Origin of the sequence: Anatilimnocola floriformis, assembly GCF_024256385.1 — a bacterium.
Lineage (GTDB): Bacteria > Planctomycetota > Planctomycetia > Pirellulales > Pirellulaceae > Anatilimnocola > Anatilimnocola floriformis.
Map to the genome: position 1 here is coordinate 1,271,019 of NZ_JAMLFW010000002.1, position 15,018 is coordinate 1,286,036.

The following is a 15,018-nucleotide window of genomic DNA, read 5'->3' on the forward strand; positions in this document are numbered from 1 at the left end:
CGATTAACCAAACCGGCCCGTCACGTAGGCTTCGGTTTCTTTCAACTTCGGCCGAGTAAAAATTTCCGAAGTCTCGCCGTACTCGATCAAACGGCCGAGATACATGAAGGCCGTGAAGTCGCTGACGCGCGATGCTTGCTGCATGTTGTGCGTGACGATCACGATCGAGTATTCGCCGCGCAACTCTTGAATCAAATCTTCGACCTTCGCCGTGGCGATCGGATCGAGCGCCGAACAAGGTTCGTCGAGCAGCAGCACTTCCGGTTCACCGGCGAGTGCTCGCGCGATGCACAACCGCTGTTGCTGACCACCCGACATCCCGAGCGCGCTATCGTGCAGTCGGTCTTTCACTTCATCCCACAGCGCGGCGCCCTTCAGGGCTTGCGCGGCTACGTCGCGGATGATCGCGCTGTTGCGTTCGCCATCGATCCGCAGCGGATAAACGACGTTCTCAAAAATGCTCATCGGAAACGGATTGGGCTTTTGAAAGACCATGCCCATTTGTTTCCGCAGTTCGATCACATCGACGCCCGGCGAATAAATCGACTGGCCGTTGATCTTCATTTCGCCTTTGATGTCGACGTTTTCGATCAGGTCGTTCATGCGGTTGATGCACCGTAGCAGGGTGCTCTTGCCGCAGCCGCTCGGCCCGATGATGGCCGTCACCTGCTTGCGGGGAAAGCTGAGGTTCACGTCAAACAGGGCCTGCTTTTGCCCGTACCACAGATTGAAGTTTTGCACTTCAACGACTGGATCGATCCCCTGCAACGATTTGTGGATGACCGGTTGCACTGGCTCGCCGCGAGCGATGGCATCGAGCCGCGTGTTGCCGGCGCCGGGCGCGGGGGGAGGCGTTTTGACAGGCTGATTCGGCAGAGGTGAAGACATGGGAACGGCACAGAAGATTCAAAGTAGCTGAATTCGCCAGAATTCAGAGCGCACCGCGGGACTCAACCGGCTGAATTCTGACGAATCCAGCTGCTGAAAACAGACGCGGGTCCAACTATCCTAAGCTCCGTCGCATCTTGCGGCGAGTCGCCTGCTGGTTAAGAATTGCGGAAGTTCTGCGGGTTTTTGACCTTTCCCGTTTCCATTTCTCTCTGAGATGAAGTTGGTTGCCATGAATCGTGCACCTGTTTCGCGTCGTGATCTGCTCAAGTGGACCGCTGCCGGCGCTGTCGCCGCTACTCTGCCCGGCTTGCTGCGGGCCGAAGATAAGAAGGAACCCCTCTTCAAGATCTCGCTCGCCGAGTGGTCGCTGAATAAGTCGCTCTTCGGCCGCACCGATTGGAAGATCACCAACATGGACTTCGCCCGCGTCGCGAAGGAAGAGTTCGGCATCGAAGCCGTCGAGTACGTCAATCAATTCTTCAAGGACAAAGCCAAGGACACCGCGTACCTGGGCGAACTGAAGAAGCGCTCGGACGATTTGGGCGTGAAGACCCTGCTCATCATGTGCGACGGCGAAGGCGCGCTGGGCGATGCCGATGAAAAGAAGCGGACGCAAGCCGTTGAAAATCACTACAAGTGGGTCGAAGCCGTGAAGTATCTCGGCGGGCATTCGATTCGCGTCAACGCGCAATCGAGCGGCACTTACGAAGAACAGATCGATCGCGCTGCCGACGGTTTGCGGAAGCTGAGCGAATTTGGCGATACGCACGGCATTAACGTGATCGTCGAAAATCACGGCGGCAACTCGAGCGATGGCGAATGGCTGTCGAAGGTGATGAAGAAGGTCGACCACAAGCGCTGCGGCACGTTGCCGGACTTCGGCAACTTCAACATCGGCAACGGCAAGGTCTATGACCGCTATAAGGGCGTCGACGAACTCATGCCGTTCGCCAAAGCCGTGAGCGCCAAGAGCCACGACTTCGACGCCGATGGCAACGAAACGAAGACCGACTACAAGAAGATCATGGAAATCGTGGTCAAGAAGCACAATTACCACGGCTACTGCGGCATCGAATACGAAGGAAGCCGCCTGCCAGAAAAGGAAGGCATCATGGCCACCAAGAAGTTGCTGGAAAAAGTCCGCGACGAACTGGCCAAGGCTTAGTCTGCCCAATCAGTCGCCTTTCACTCCGTGAAAGGACGCGTCTTCGGGAAGCCACCAACATCGGTTGGTGGCTAAGAGGCTAGGACGAGCGCGATCATTGCGAAAGCATTTCTAAATGCGTCGAGTGGCAACTAGCTGGGCGGCGATCGAAGCGATACTTCAAGAGCAAGCGCGCTCGACCTTCAAAACGCTGCGACCACCGGCGACACCAGCCGCCATCGAAAAACTCGAGCGGCAGATCGGCTGCAAATTGCCGCCAGCAATCGTCAGTCTCTGCTGATCCATAACGGTATGTCGACGCGCGGCGACTGCACGTTCATCGATTACGTCACGCTCTTGCCGGTTTCCGGCATGGCCGAGTGGCGCGGATCTGCCTGGATTATCCGTGGGACGATCCCGGGCCGAGATTCAGCGCTGGGAAGAAAATCCTCGGCGACTCGCGCTGGCGGCAGCGCTGGCTTCCCATCGCCGTCGATGCGGGTGGCAACTTACTCGCGGTTGATCTCGATCCTGGTCCGCAGGGCTCGCGCGGCCAGGTGATCGCTTGGAACGGCTCGCCGCCGCCACGTGTGGTCGCTCCGTCGTACGCTGCCTGGCTTAACGCCATCGCCGAGGAGCTAAGCGCGCGGCGCTTTGATATCGACGACTGGCATGCACTTTGCGACTCCCGTGCGAACGTCGCACAACGTCCTCTTCAGGAGCCCGCAAATGTCTACGTCTTCCATTTTTCCCAGTACGGTTGATCGCGTACCTGCCAACACGGCGGACGAATACAACCAGCGGATTCAGCAGCAAACCGAAGAGCGCGTCGCTCAGCTAGCTCGCCAAGGGCGGGCTGCGATCGACCAGCGGCTTGAGGAACTCGATGAAGAATGGGACGTCGAACGGCGGTTGGAAACCAACGCGGCTTGCGCGGTGGTCGTCGGTTCAGCGCTCAGCGTTCTGGTCGATCGGCGGTTCATTTTGTTGCCGATCGCAGTCGGTGGATTTCTGCTGCAGCACGCACTGCAAGGTTGGTGTCCACCACTGCCGGTGTTCCGGGCTTTGGGTGTGCGAACGCAATCCGAGATCGATGAAGAACGCTACGCGCTGAAAGCGCTCCGCGGCGATTTTGTTTCGACTAACGGCAGTCAGCCTGGCAATCGTTCGCCGCAACAAGCGCTGGCGGCAGCGCGGCGATAGTTGTCGCTGGGCCTACTTCTTATCGCGATCTCGCGCCCGTACTTCACGCAGTTTCTTCAGCAGCCGATCGGAGTATTGTTCTTCGTCGGCTTGAGGCGTGATGGGCTTAGTCTCGGCAATTTTTGGCTGCGGTGTAGATATACCTTCGCTCGCAACGGTGCGAACTTCGGCGGGCGCTTCGTCATCGAGTTGCGGCGGAGTCCAATGCCGGTTGGAAGTGGTTTGCTCTCGCACTTGTCGCTTCGTTGCTTGTAATCGATCGAGCGGATGAGCCACGGCGACTGCTGCTTCGCGGCGAGTTAAGCGCGTCCAAACATCGGCGAAGTAATCCCAGGGAATCTGCACGCGGCGGTTGAAGATATCGAAGAAGAACAGGCACGCGCCGATCAGCACGACTGTCGGCCAGATGGCGGTCAAGCCGCGGCCCGGTTGCAGATCGCGGCGGAACAGATTCGGTCCCGCGAACTTCCGCCAAGTGTCTGGATCATCCGGCAAGCGGATGAGTTCGCCCGCTTTACCGCCGGCGGGCTTCAACTGAGCCAGCGAAGCGAGGAGTGCTTCATTGGTCGTTGTTTCACGATACTCTGCCGACGGCGGCACGTTGATGCCGGTGCGGAGTACACCCAGGCCGGGGCCCGGTTGAATGCCGAGGAGATAAGTGCCAGCCTGCGCGATCGGCACGCGGGCTCGGTATTTTCCCGGGCCGGTTTGTTCGAAGCGGAGTTCGGCATCGCCGCTGGCGGTGGTTTCGACTGCGGTGGCATCGGCGTTTGTCAGGCCACCGATCATCGTCAGGTTATTGACGAAATCGCCCGCCGAGGTGATGGCTTGCACGTTCACCTCTAGCTCGCCGTCGCGAACTTGCGAGTTGACGGTGAAGTTGCCTTGATCGAGCAACGGCCGCATCGACCAGCGAACCATTTGCACAAACAGCTTGTCGCGATCGGCCCAATTGTTCCACGAGGTCGCCCACCGCTGCCCCGTATCCGAGGTGAACGCCACCGTTCGGCCGAGGCCATAGGTCCATGTCGCGAGCACGGTGTTATTCGGCGCGCCTGGCGCGGATGCGAGGAGCGGCGCTTCGACCAGCGGGTTGGCTTTCAGCGTGGTCAGCACATAACCGGTGATCGGCGGCAGCTCAGTCGACACTCCGGCGAGGATTTCATGATCGTGCGACCGCTGCAGCTGCAGGCCGCTTTCGTTTTCATACACCAGCGGCCGCACCACGCGGCGCGTCTCGCGCATGAAGATCTTCGGCAGCACCTTGGGATTGGTCGCTTGATAAAACTTGCCGTCGCCACGAATCGCGATGTCTTGCAGCAAACCCTTGGCTGCATCGGTGCCGACGGCGACCGTGGTGGTGGTGATCTGATGGCGACTGCGCATCGTGGCCGATTGCTGGGCGTAGCCACTGCCGGTCGTCTGCCCATCGGTGAGGATGATCATGTGCTTCACCGCCGCCTTGGAACTGCGGAGTTGTTCATAGCCGCGTTTGAGTGCCGACTCCATGTTGGTGCCACCGCCGGGCCCGAGCCGCTTGATTCGTTCCTTGATGCGGTGGGCGTTGCCGCCAAGCTTTTGCAGCGGAATGACTTCCTCGTGGCCGTCGTCAAAAGCGATCACGCCGATCGAATCATGCGGACCGAGCATGCCGGCCGCGGCGATCGCGGCCCCTTTGCTCATCTCCAATTTTTCGCCCGCCATCGAGCCCGACTTGTCGATGATGAGCATCAACGCGCCCACAGCGGCAACCTTGGAGTTGCTCACTTGCAGATCGACCGGCAGGGCTTTTTCGAGCTCGGTGTTTTGCCAGCCGCCGGCGCCGAAGCTATCGGGGCCGCCGATCATCACCATGCCTGCACCGAGTTGCTCGACGTTTTTCACCAGCATGTTCACTTGCTCGTCGGTGAATTGCACCAGCTCTTCGGCCTGATTGCCGGTGGTCCGCGCGACATTGCCCAGCACCACACAGTCGTAGTTCTGCAGCTCGGCCAGGCTTTGAAAAAGAGCGCTCGTTGGCTGGATGGTTACTTCGAGTTCATCCTTCCGCAGCAACGAAGCCAAGCCATCGAAGGCCGCGGGATTTTCGGAGTCGACAATCAGCAGCACGCGACCGCGACCCTGCAGATGCGTGAAGGCCGTCGCGGTGTTGTTCTGCGAGTAATGGTCGGCCTTCACATCGTCGGGCTGAAACTTCGCTTCGTAGCTGTAGAACGCGGCTTCGGTCAGTTGCTGGCGAAATTGAAACAGCTGCTTACCGGGACGGAGTTTGACTTGCTCCTCCGCGATCAGGTGCGTGTGCCCCGATGATTTGCGAAGGATCACCAGTTTGCCGCCGACGGTTTCGGCTGCTGCCGGGCGAAATTCGTTCGGCGGCGGCAGGCGGTAGTCGACGAGCACCTGCACGTCGAACGTGGTGCCGATGCGCGCACCGGCCGGCGCGGTGACGCGCTCGATCACCACATCGCCATGCGGGCCATGCGCGAGCGGAGCCACGTCGATGCCGATGCCGGCCGCAGCCAGGTCGCTCGCTTCCAGCAGCGCATCGCCGGTGTTTTGATTGCCATCGCTGAGAATGATTACCCGCTTTGCCGATTCGGCGGGGAACGAAGCCTTGGCCAAACGAAGCGCCGCGGCCAGATTGGTGCGACTGTCGTCGACTTCGCTTTCTCGCTGCCGGACCAAGTCGCCGACGGCGGTGGGGGCTTGTTCGATATGGGCGCTCGCGCCGAACACGATCACGCCGGCGGCGTCTTCGACGATGGTGTTGCGATGCTTCGCGACAGCGGAGTTCGCGTACGCAAAAGCCGCGCTCCGTTCAGCGGTGGCGACGCTCGTCGATTGATCGATGAGGAACAGCGCCACAATCCGCTGCGAAATGCGGACGATCTGAATTTCGGCCAGCGCAAAGACAAACAGAATGAGCAACGCCGATCGCAAGCCGAGGGCTAGCCAAAAACGATATCGCCCGAGGCCGGACAAACTTTGCCAGCCAATCCGCCAGATGACCGGCAACAGCAATAGCAGCAACAACCACCAGGGACGATCGAACGAAAGTTGCAACCAGTGCATAGGCCTGCGATCCTCGGGCGGACTTGCGATGCGGTTCTTCCATCATAGCTGGCTGGGCAGCGGGCGTTTGGCAGTAGCTGAATTCGCCAGAATTCGGAATCCGGCATGCACGCGAGACCTTCTGAATTCTGGCGAATTCAGCTACTTCTTCTTCCACTTCTGCAACCGCTGCTTCAGCTCGACATTTTGTTTCTCTAGCCGAATCGCTCGCTCTCCCGACTCGATGGCAGCCGCTCGGTCGCCGCGGACGAAGTAGATCTCGGCGAGCGCGTCGTGATATTCCGCGTCGTTCGGTTCGAGTTTCATCGCGTCCTTGGCGAGCTGCAGCGCTTCATCGAGCCGGCGGTTGCAGCGCGCGAGCATCAAGGCGAGCTCGCGGCGATGGTACGAAGTTAGGGGGTAGTCGCGAATCGTTTGTTCGTAACGCTGCGCCACTTCCTGGAAGAGTTCCGCGGCGACTTCTTTGCGATCGGCCTTTTCGAGTTGCGGCACAAACTCTTCGATCATTCGCACGTTGCCCGGCATGATGTTCAGCACGCGCCGCAGTTCCGCAATGGCTGCGTCAGGTTTGCCTGCCGCGAGGTGGGCCTGAGCGCGGCAACGATGGATCAACTCTGGATCGGTCAAATAGTGATCGAACAGGCTGTAGTTTTGCGAGCCCCACAGCATGCTGAGGAGCCACCGTTGCCACGCATCGGCCGATGCGGCAGGCGTTTCGATCGACGTGAGATTGGCCCGCAGATGCCCCGCGGCCAACGTCGGTTGCTGCACGGTCGGGTTTGCGGTGCGGATGATGATCTGCGCTTGTTCAGCCGCGGCGGTATTGAAGCGTCGCTCCTTCAATTGCTGGGCGAACGCGTAGCGCGTAACCGGCGACAGCGCCGCGAGCGAAGCCCGCCGTTGCTCCTTTTCGCCTTCCTCGCGCTGTCCGGCATCGATCAACGTTTGGCCGAGCAGATAGCGCGGCAACGGCAAGCCGGGCAATCGCTCGAGCGCTTTGCGATACCATTTTTCGGCGGCCTTCCAGTCCTGATCTTCACGGGCCAGATCGCCGAGGCGGACCGAAGCGTCGGTGGTGTGTGGCTCCGCGCGTTCGAGCCAAGTGCGGGCCAGTTCGCGTTCGTCGAGCCGCAGATAAACTTCGGCGGCTCGCATATGCAGGCGGAAATCCGTCGCTCCTTGCCATGGATCGAAGAGGGGCGCGAATTTTTTGACCAGCTCCTTTCGTTCGTCCTCGGTGTAACCACGCGGGCCAAAGAGCTGTTCCAGCAGCGGCAGATAGTCGGGCTTTTGCACACCATCGGCGGTGAATTTCAGATGGAGCCCATCGACCAGCGCCGCGTCTTTTTCATAGACCATCCGCAGGACGGACGTGGAGTTGACGCTGGGACGGAGGGCCGATTCAAGATCGATGAGCGCTTGCGCGCGATTGCCGCTTTGCACAGAGGCATCGATGAGCGCCGGCCAGTGATTGCCGTTCGGATCTCCTTCGCTGCGAACGATGGCGACGATCTCTTTCGCCCGCTCGCGCTCACCGAGCAAATAGAGTTGCCGGGCGAGATCGCGGGCGTAATTAAACCGTGGCACGAGTGACTGCGTGACCACGAGTCCGCCGGCAGGGAGCTTCTCGTACCAGGATTTGTCGAACTTGGTATCGAGCGTGATGCCGGCCAGCTTCTGCGAACGAGCATACTTCATTCGCAGAAAGTCGTAGTACGAGGCCGCGGCGGGAATGCTTTCGGAGAGGAGTTCGGTGGCTTCCTCGATTTGTTCGCAAGCCAGATGAGCTTCGGCGGCGAACCAATAGTCGCCGGGTTGCCGTCGCGCGAGATCGCGCAGCTCTAGCAGTTTTGCATCGGCCACTCCTTGATTGCCCGCAAAGAACTGCAGCGTGGCCGAATACGCCGTGAGCTCAGCCGGCGGCATGCGATCCTTGGCCAAGCCATCTTGCACACCGGCAGCAGCGGCCCAGTCTCCTTTTTCCAACAGAATGGCTCGCTGATAAAAGCCCAGCTGTTGTTGACCCGCCAGCTCGGCGGCGCCCGCAAGATCGCCGGCGGCGCGACGGTAGTAAATGACTCGTTTGGCGAGCGCAGGATTCGGCGAACGCTTGTAGAGCTTCTCGGCGGCTTCGAGTCGTTCGGGCAAACGGCCGGTGATGAGCAGCACGGCGGTCAGCCGCTCAAGCGTGGAATCGGAGGTGATGTCGACCTGCTCGAGAATACTTTCGGCTTCGCTATACTCCTCGCGGACGAGCATCTCGGGCACATACCGCTGGGCCTGACGGGCAGTGCTCATCAGCAGCGTATCGCGTTCAATATCCACGTTATGCGAACGGGCCAACTGCATCGCCAGTTTGACTTGCTTTTTGTCGACCAAGACCCGCAAGGTGTTCTGCTTGGAATCGAGGTCGCCGCTGCGAAATTGCGCCAGCAGCGTTTCGAATTCCGGTGGCATGTCGGGAGTCAGGCCGAGCTCGAATTTTTCGAGAATCAACCGCGCCCGCATCTTCACTTCGGGATCGTTGCTCGTCACCGCTTTTCGAAGCACTGCTTCGGCGTTGTTGCCGGCCAGCCAGAGGAGCTTCGAAGCGGCTTCACGCGTGGCGAACTCTTCGTGACCGAGCTCCACCACTGCCTTTTGAATGGCAGCCGCATCGGGCTTGGGGCCGCTGACTTTCTTCTCCGGCAGATCGGCCTGGCCGTGAGCCAAACGAATGCTGCCGAGCAAGATGAGGGCTGCTATCCAGATTCGTGTCGACATACGTTTCGGGAGGGCGAGGCTCCCGCCGAGCCGTGGAGGTGGCGAATCGAAAAATGCTGTGCCCTGGAAGAGAACCAAAATTGATTATGATAGTCGCATGAATACACAACAACCGCTGGTCGGCGTGATCATGGGCAGCAAGTCCGATTGGGAGACGATGCGTCATGCCGCCGAAATGTTGACTCAGTTTGGCGTGGCTCACGAATGTCGCGTGGTCTCGGCCCATCGCACGCCGCAGTGGATGTGCGAATATGCCGCCTCGGCTGAAGAGCGCGGCCTGGCCGTCATCATCGCCGGAGCCGGCGGCGCCGCGCACTTGCCGGGCATGGTCGCTTCGCAAACGGTGCTCCCTGTGCTCGGCGTGCCGGTGCAAAGTCGCGCTCTCTCGGGACTCGATTCGCTCCTTTCCATCGTGCAAATGCCCGGCGGCATTCCGGTCGGCACGCTCGCCATCGGCGAAGCCGGTGCCAAAAACGCCGGTCTGCTCGCCGTCCGCATTCTCGCCGTGCAAGACGCCGCGCTCCGCAAAAAGCTGCAGGAGTTCACCGACGAACAAGCGGCGAAGGTGATGAAGGATACGCTGCCACCGGTGTAGCGAAGCGTGCAGTGACTTCCCTCCCGTAGGACCGGACCATTGGTCCGTCCAAGAAGCGGGTACCGCGTCAACCAGGCAGCACGCGCTGCCCATCAACGGACCAATGGTCCATCCTGCCGACTGGCAGACCCACTGTCGCCCAACTTATCATGCGAGCGCCTTCCTTCTTTCCTTCCGAGGAGCCTCTCCCATGCTTTGCCGTATCTGGTCCGTATTCTTCACGCTGGCCGCTATCTCCATCGCGCACGCCGCCGAACCCGCCGTGCCCCTCAAGCTCAAAGAGAACGACGTGTGGGTGATGGCTGGCGACAGCATCACTGCCCAGCGGCAACACTCGAATTACATCGAAGCCTTCTTTCGCACTCGCTATCCCGAGCTGAAGTTGCAATTCCGCAATTCGGGCGTCGGCGGCCACACGATGCAAAGCACGTCGGCCCGGTTTGATTACGACATCGCCGCCTTCAAGCCGACAATCGTCAGCATCGAGCTCGGCATGAACGACGTCGGTGCCGGTGACGACCCGAAGAAGTACATCGAAGGCGCCGTGAAACTGATCGGCCAAGTGCGCTCGGCCGGCGCAACGCCCGTGCTCATCACATCGAGCCCGGTCAACGACGGCAGTAAAATGGAAAGCTGGAAGGGCGATCGCTGCCGCCGCATTCATCCTTACTCGGAGGCTTTGAAGCAACTCGCCACCGATGAGAAGCTGACCTACGTCGATCAATATCATCCGCTCCTCGCCCTATGGGCCAATAACAAAGATGAATCCAACAAGGACAAGATCGGCCTGATCGGCGATCCGGTGCATCCGGGCCCAGTCGGTCAATACACGATGGCGGCCACCATCATCACGGGCCTCGACGTCAACCGCGAAGTCAGCTCGGCCACCCTGCAAGCCGATGGCAAGGTCGTCGAAACGAAGGGCTGCATGATCACCGCGACCAAGGCCGCCGATGGCGGTTTGACCTTCACGCGGCAGGACGAAAAGTTGCCCTGGCCGATCCCAGCTCAAAGCCGCGCCGCGCTGAAGCTCATGCCCGAGATCGCCGACCTGTCGCGCTACCTGCTCACCGTCACCGGCCTGGCCGCGGGCGATTACACCATCTCCATCGGCGGCAAAGACGCAGCCAAGGTCACCGCCGAAGAACTGGCCCGCGGTGTGAACATGGCCACCTTCGAAAACGGCGCGATCGCCGAACGCGGCGCCAAGATCGTCGAGCAGATCAACAAGCTGCAAGGCGGCCTGAACAACAACTTCCGCGGCGCCAGCAAAGCCAAAGACGAAACCAAACTCGCCGAAGCCCAAAAGGAAATCGCGGCCACCGAAGCCGAACTCACGAAGCTCGTTCAGCCCGAAGCGGTCGAGATCGCCATCAAGCCGGTGAAGTAGAAACCACCTGAAGAAAAGCCAGGCGTCAACATAACCATTCCATTCGTTCAGGTGGTTATAATATAACAGGTTATCAAATTTTCATTTGGCCGTAAGGCGTTTCGGTTCAACGCCTTACGGCAAATCACTCTCCCGGGGTTATAACCTTTTATAACCCCTGCGATGTCTCTCTAACGCGTCGCCATGTCGCCCGGCGAGCATCTCCCGCGTCCAATCCGGCGCGCACCGGTAGCGCATGGATCTTTGTCCCAACGCGCGCACCACCACACTGAGAAAGAGCACTCGCAAAATTAGACAATCCCACCCTGACAACTCAGGTCCGCGCGCGGCGAGAAAAGTGAAACGTAATCGTTCACGTTGACACAGAGTCCGCGACCACCGGGCTCGTCCCGGTTGAGCGCTCACTGGTCTGCTACCCGCAGATCCAATCGACGCGGCGACCATCGGCCTTGTGCCCTCACTGAGCGGCTGAGGAAGCTTAAAGTGATCGCTCCACGGGGATGAACCCCGTGGTCGCGAAGGAACGTTTCTCGCGTGACATTGGTAGCTGGGGAGTGATCGCCCCACCGGCACAAGGCCGGCGGTCGCGGGAATCGCAACCGCTTGGCAACGGTAGCCGGCGTGAATGGTTGCTGACCAATCCCAGAAATGTCACAGGTTCAAGTCAACCTCTAGCCCCTCTACAATAACCCGCCAACCCTCTTCGAGAAGGAGCTCGCCATGCGCTTCGGATTACGAACGCTCTTAGCCGTCAGCACTGTTTGTGCGGTTCTCTGTGCGATCCTGTTCGCCTTCCCCCTCGCCGTCGAGTTGCCGATCTTGGCCCTCATCGTGCTCGTCGCTCCCAGCTTTTGGATCAGCGGCGCGTGCTTCGCTCACGGCGGTTGGCGAGCCTTCTTTGTCGGCGGCATCTGCGCCGGCTGGCTCCCGCAAGCGGCCCTCATGTACCTGGCCGCCACCGTAATCGTCTCCAGCCCCGCGCTACTCACCTCCGGCGAAATCCCGAGCATCTTCAACGACCCCGGCATCCGCGGCAGCATCGCGTTCTACTTCTTCCTCCCCCTCCTCATCACCCTCTGCGGCGGCGCCTGCGGAGCCCTCGTCCACCACTTGTTCAACCCCGCAGCAACTCGCACACCCACACCACAACCCACTCCCGAATCCTCCCGCCTGCATGAGCCATATGTATTGCTCGAAAGCAGACTGACAGCGCTGGCCAAGGAAGAGACGAAATAGCAACGACTCAACCGCCGGGTGGCACGGCGTGTACTCACCCGTGTCTTCTTTTAGATCTTCTGCGGTAAGTCTCCACCACGAAGCCCGGCGAAACCCCAATAAATTTCGCCACCCACGGCAGCACGCCCTTAACTCAGAACGGCCCGATCTCCACCGCCGACTGCCATTGATCCTCAACCGAAAATGGCCAACGAACACTGGTGAGTACACGCCGTGCCACCCTGCAGAATCTCCGCGGCTGATACCCTTGGTCTAGTGTAAGTCGATTGACCGTGGAATCTCGGACGTAATTCGCAAAGCACCTTCATTCGCGGGCACCAAAAAAGATTCGCCGTCGTCGCGAATCGCAAGCACGGCGACGGGATCGCCAGCATTCGGATGCACAAACACGCTCCAGCCATGTGGTCGGCGTTCGACTAGAAGATCGGGTTTCGAAACGTCCGACTTGTCGCGAGCCCCCAAGATCAAGCGAAGACCGCTTGAGCAACCAATAAGTATTGGCGTTTTCGAATATGTGTACTCGCCTGCTTCGGTATTCGGGCTGATTGTCAAATTTCGTTCCCTAACGTAGGTCGGCACGAACACCACGAGCTCAGCGCCAACATCGTCGCGTGACGATGAGTTAGCTTTTTCACGTTCGTCGAGAAAGCGTTGAAGTAAGTCGCGAACTTCGCGTTGCGACAGCGGTGACTCTCGCGAGAGCTGGCTTTCATCCATGATCCGCTGATCTTCATCGTAGAGCCCCTCCTCCCAAAAATCTAAAGCCTCGACAATGGTGGAGAGCTCTCGTTCGGTGAATTTCACATCGATGCTCCTGTTTTGGGAGCATCGTAGCACGCTCCGATAATCGGAGCAATGCAAAAGTCGACTCATACGAACGATTATCGAAAACTGCGGGCCGCACTCGTTGAGGTGCGCACAGCGGCAGGGCTTACTCAGCGAGAACTAGCGACCATTTTGCGAGTCCAACCCAGTTGGGTCGCAAAAGTCGAAACGGGAGAGAGGCGAATCGATGTGCTGGAGTTTTGTTGGTACGTGAGGGCATGTAACGGAGATCCTGCAGCCACGATAGCAGAGTTCTCAGCGACGAAAGGCGCGAAAGGAAATCGCGCGTCATGACTCTGCCGCTCGACGATTTCCACCGAAAGTCGCTGCTCGAAGTGTTTCGCATGCCGCTCGCGCAGTCGATGCTTGGCCGCAAGTCCAGCATCACTAACGCCTTCGTGAATGCAATAATTCCCATCGTGAATCCCTCGGCCGAAGAGATTCACGAGGCGCTCACCATTCTGGAAATGACGCCGGAAACAACTCGATGCGCATACTGTGGTGACAAACAAACCGAGTGGGATCATCTGCGACCGCTCGTCGACAAAATGAGGCCCACGGGATTCATTTCTGAGATTGCCAACCTTGTTCCGTCGTGCTCCAAGTGCAACCAGAGCAAAGGAAACAAGTATTGGAAAACATGGATGTGTGGTAGTTCTAAACTCTCACCGCGCACCAGAGCAATTGCTGATGTCGATTCGCGGATTGCTAGGCTCGAAGCATATGAACGTTGGCGAGCACCGACCAAGGTCGACTTCCAATCGTTGCTCGGAGATGAAGCCTGGCAGCACTACTGGAAGATGTGGGAAAATTTGAACGGCGCGCTGGCGGAGGCGCAAGCAGTCGCCAATGAAATGCGAGATGCCATTCGCGATCGCGTCAAGAGTTCGAAGAACGAGCGCTAGCTCGGACCAATTGCGAATCGCTTCGACAGTGGTTGCGATTTGCTCCGAATATCGAAGCGCGTTACCATGCTCCCCAATCAGGAGCATGCTTAATGTCGCCGAAGCGAGAACGCCCTATTTCTGCGGATCCCATTCTGTTGCCAGCTCTCGCATGCTCGCACTTAGGCGCCTTCGTGACGCTAATTCTCGGTTCCACCGAAACGCTCTCGGCGGGTGGACGTGTTGCACGAGCACTTGTAGATGCCAAACTGCGCCTTCGCTTTCCCAGCCACATGGTCACGAGGTGCGAAAAGCGAGGTTCACAGACGTTTACGGAATTCACGGTCGGAAGCCTGCGCGTAATCGTCGCGATACCTTTGTCTGACGAGGCCTTCAACTCCGCTGGAGCCTTTGCAAAAAATGAGCGACAAGTATTTTTCGTCGTCCCAGCAGATGACGTAGAGTATGCACACCACCGAATCAAGAAAATGCGATGTCGGCTTGAGTGGGTCCGGGTGAAATCGGTCGATGACTTTGTCACAGACTACATGCACGGTGTTGCAACGGATTTGAGTTTGACTCCTGCACAATTCTGCCTCAAATTTATCGCGGAGTACAATCGGCGAATTGCCGCTGATGGTGATCCTTCGCTGCAAGTACTCCTGCCGGCAATTGAGTAGCAAATGGCCGACACATATCGCCCTCTGAGCGCTCGCGAATTATGGCAGCGGTGAAGTCGACCGACACTTCGCCGGAGTTGGTGGTGCGGCGGTTGATTCATGCGATGGGATATCGCTACCGGTTGCATGTAAAGTCGTTGCCAGGGACACCAGATTTGGTGCTCCGCCGACTGGGCAAGGTTGTCATTGTGAACGGCTGCTTTTGGCATGGCCATTCATGCGGTAGGTGCCGCATACCCGCAACCAATCGCGACTACTGGGTGGCCAAGATCGAGCGCAATTAAGCCCGCGACCGGCGAACACGTCGCGCGCTCAATCGGCAGGGCTGGCGAGTT

General features: G+C 59.1%; 15 protein-coding genes. 11 read left to right on the top strand and 4 right to left on the bottom strand.

All coding sequences use genetic code 11. From position 1 onward, the window contains the following. Window positions 1-3: 3 nt before the first annotated feature. On the bottom strand, window positions 4-888 hold the full coding sequence (pstB, locus tag M9Q49_RS29800; protein WP_254512948.1) for a phosphate ABC transporter ATP-binding protein PstB: 885 nt from the start codon (window positions 886-888) through the stop codon (window positions 4-6). A 232-nt stretch (window positions 889-1,120) separates the two neighbouring features. On the opposite strand from pstB, the gene M9Q49_RS29805 reads away from it, so the two are divergent. The 4 genes from M9Q49_RS29805 (at window position 1,121) to M9Q49_RS29820 (ending at window position 3,238) form a co-directional block, all read left to right on the top strand. Continuing rightward, window positions 1,121-2,056 (top strand): TIM barrel protein, encoded by a 936-nt coding sequence (locus M9Q49_RS29805; protein WP_254512949.1) that lies wholly within the window; start codon window positions 1,121-1,123, stop codon window positions 2,054-2,056. A gap of 115 nt (window positions 2,057-2,171) precedes the next feature. Then, window positions 2,172-2,336 (top strand): hypothetical protein, encoded by a 165-nt coding sequence (locus tag M9Q49_RS29810; RefSeq protein ID WP_254512950.1) that lies wholly within the window; start codon window positions 2,172-2,174, stop codon window positions 2,334-2,336. 79 nt (window positions 2,337-2,415) lie between these two features. Continuing rightward, window positions 2,416-2,799 carry an SMI1/KNR4 family protein gene (locus M9Q49_RS29815; RefSeq protein WP_254512951.1) on the top strand — a complete coding sequence of 128 codons (384 nt, stop codon included), beginning with the start codon at window positions 2,416-2,418 and terminating at the stop codon, window positions 2,797-2,799. Beyond that, the gene (locus M9Q49_RS29820) at window positions 2,765-3,238 is read left to right on the top strand and encodes a YgaP family membrane protein (RefSeq protein WP_254512952.1); all 474 of its coding nucleotides are present in this window, start codon (window positions 2,765-2,767) and stop codon (window positions 3,236-3,238) included. The genes M9Q49_RS29815 and M9Q49_RS29820 overlap by 35 nt, the downstream gene beginning before the upstream one ends. Before the next feature lie 12 nt (window positions 3,239-3,250). On the opposite strand, the gene M9Q49_RS29825 is transcribed toward M9Q49_RS29820, so the two are convergent. Both M9Q49_RS29825 and M9Q49_RS29830 read right to left on the bottom strand, forming a co-directional pair. After that, on the bottom strand, window positions 3,251-6,310 hold the full coding sequence (locus M9Q49_RS29825; protein ID WP_254512953.1) for a VWA domain-containing protein: 3,060 nt from the start codon (window positions 6,308-6,310) through the stop codon (window positions 3,251-3,253). Window positions 6,311-6,451: 141 nt separating this feature from the next. Continuing rightward, on the bottom strand, window positions 6,452-9,073 hold the full coding sequence (locus M9Q49_RS29830) for a tetratricopeptide repeat protein (RefSeq protein ID WP_254512954.1): 2,622 nt from the start codon (window positions 9,071-9,073) through the stop codon (window positions 6,452-6,454). Between the two features lie 97 nt (window positions 9,074-9,170). Here M9Q49_RS29830 and purE point away from each other — a divergent pair, with 97 nt between their 5' ends. From purE to M9Q49_RS29845, 3 genes are all read left to right on the top strand, one after another. Beyond that, window positions 9,171-9,668, top strand: a complete 498-nt coding sequence (gene purE / locus M9Q49_RS29835; protein WP_254512955.1) for a 5-(carboxyamino)imidazole ribonucleotide mutase — start codon at window positions 9,171-9,173, stop codon at window positions 9,666-9,668. A 190-nt stretch (window positions 9,669-9,858) separates the two neighbouring features. Further along, window positions 9,859-11,058, top strand: a complete 1,200-nt coding sequence (locus M9Q49_RS29840; protein ID WP_254512956.1) for an SGNH/GDSL hydrolase family protein — start codon at window positions 9,859-9,861, stop codon at window positions 11,056-11,058. A gap of 720 nt (window positions 11,059-11,778) precedes the next feature. Then, on the top strand, window positions 11,779-12,294 hold the full coding sequence (locus tag M9Q49_RS29845) for a hypothetical protein (RefSeq protein WP_254512957.1): 516 nt from the start codon (window positions 11,779-11,781) through the stop codon (window positions 12,292-12,294). A 252-nt stretch (window positions 12,295-12,546) separates the two neighbouring features. Here the strand turns inward: M9Q49_RS29845 and M9Q49_RS29850 are convergent, their stop codons facing one another. Then, a complete protein-coding gene (locus tag M9Q49_RS29850; RefSeq protein ID WP_254512958.1) occupies window positions 12,547-13,098 on the bottom strand; it encodes a hypothetical protein in 552 nt (183 codons plus the stop codon). Between the two features lie 51 nt (window positions 13,099-13,149). On the opposite strand from M9Q49_RS29850, the gene M9Q49_RS36245 reads away from it, so the two are divergent. The 4 genes from M9Q49_RS36245 (at window position 13,150) to M9Q49_RS29865 (ending at window position 14,967) form a co-directional block, all read left to right on the top strand. Continuing rightward, window positions 13,150-13,413, top strand: a complete 264-nt coding sequence (locus M9Q49_RS36245) for a helix-turn-helix domain-containing protein (protein WP_390845268.1) — start codon at window positions 13,150-13,152, stop codon at window positions 13,411-13,413. Beyond that, entirely contained in the window at window positions 13,410-14,024 is a 615-nt protein-coding gene (locus tag M9Q49_RS29855; protein ID WP_254512959.1) for an HNH endonuclease, read from the top strand. The genes M9Q49_RS36245 and M9Q49_RS29855 overlap by 4 nt, the downstream gene beginning before the upstream one ends. Before the next feature lie 92 nt (window positions 14,025-14,116). Beyond that, window positions 14,117-14,683 carry a DUF4928 family protein gene (locus M9Q49_RS29860; RefSeq protein ID WP_254512960.1) on the top strand — a complete coding sequence of 189 codons (567 nt, stop codon included), beginning with the start codon at window positions 14,117-14,119 and terminating at the stop codon, window positions 14,681-14,683. Window positions 14,684-14,697: 14 nt separating this feature from the next. Further along, complete coding sequence (locus M9Q49_RS29865) at window positions 14,698-14,967, top strand: very short patch repair endonuclease (RefSeq protein WP_315861225.1); 270 nt, start codon at window positions 14,698-14,700, stop codon at window positions 14,965-14,967. Window positions 14,968-15,018 lie beyond the last annotated feature (51 nt).

Excerpts from the sequence above, each read along its gene's own strand:
- M9Q49_RS29845 (WP_254512957.1), top strand. The coding sequence starts at position 11,779 with ATGCGCTTCGGATTACGAACGCTCTTAGCCGTCAGCACTGTTTGTGCG.
- M9Q49_RS36245 (WP_390845268.1), top strand. The coding sequence starts at position 13,150 with ATGCAAAAGTCGACTCATACGAACGATTATCGAAAACTGCGGGCCGCA.
- pstB (WP_254512948.1), bottom strand. The coding sequence starts at position 888 with ATGTCTTCACCTCTGCCGAATCAGCCTGTCAAAACGCCTCCCCCCGCG.
- purE (WP_254512955.1), top strand. The coding sequence starts at position 9,171 with ATGAATACACAACAACCGCTGGTCGGCGTGATCATGGGCAGCAAGTCC.
- M9Q49_RS29820 (WP_254512952.1), top strand. The coding sequence starts at position 2,765 with ATGTCTACGTCTTCCATTTTTCCCAGTACGGTTGATCGCGTACCTGCC.
- M9Q49_RS29805 (WP_254512949.1), top strand. The coding sequence starts at position 1,121 with ATGAATCGTGCACCTGTTTCGCGTCGTGATCTGCTCAAGTGGACCGCT.
- M9Q49_RS29825 (WP_254512953.1), bottom strand. The coding sequence starts at position 6,310 with ATGCACTGGTTGCAACTTTCGTTCGATCGTCCCTGGTGGTTGTTGCTG.
- M9Q49_RS29860 (WP_254512960.1), top strand. The coding sequence starts at position 14,117 with ATGTCGCCGAAGCGAGAACGCCCTATTTCTGCGGATCCCATTCTGTTG.
- M9Q49_RS29855 (WP_254512959.1), top strand. The coding sequence starts at position 13,410 with ATGACTCTGCCGCTCGACGATTTCCACCGAAAGTCGCTGCTCGAAGTG.
- M9Q49_RS29810 (WP_254512950.1), top strand. The coding sequence starts at position 2,172 with ATGCGTCGAGTGGCAACTAGCTGGGCGGCGATCGAAGCGATACTTCAA.
- M9Q49_RS29840 (WP_254512956.1), top strand. The coding sequence starts at position 9,859 with ATGCTTTGCCGTATCTGGTCCGTATTCTTCACGCTGGCCGCTATCTCC.
- M9Q49_RS29830 (WP_254512954.1), bottom strand. The coding sequence starts at position 9,073 with ATGTCGACACGAATCTGGATAGCAGCCCTCATCTTGCTCGGCAGCATT.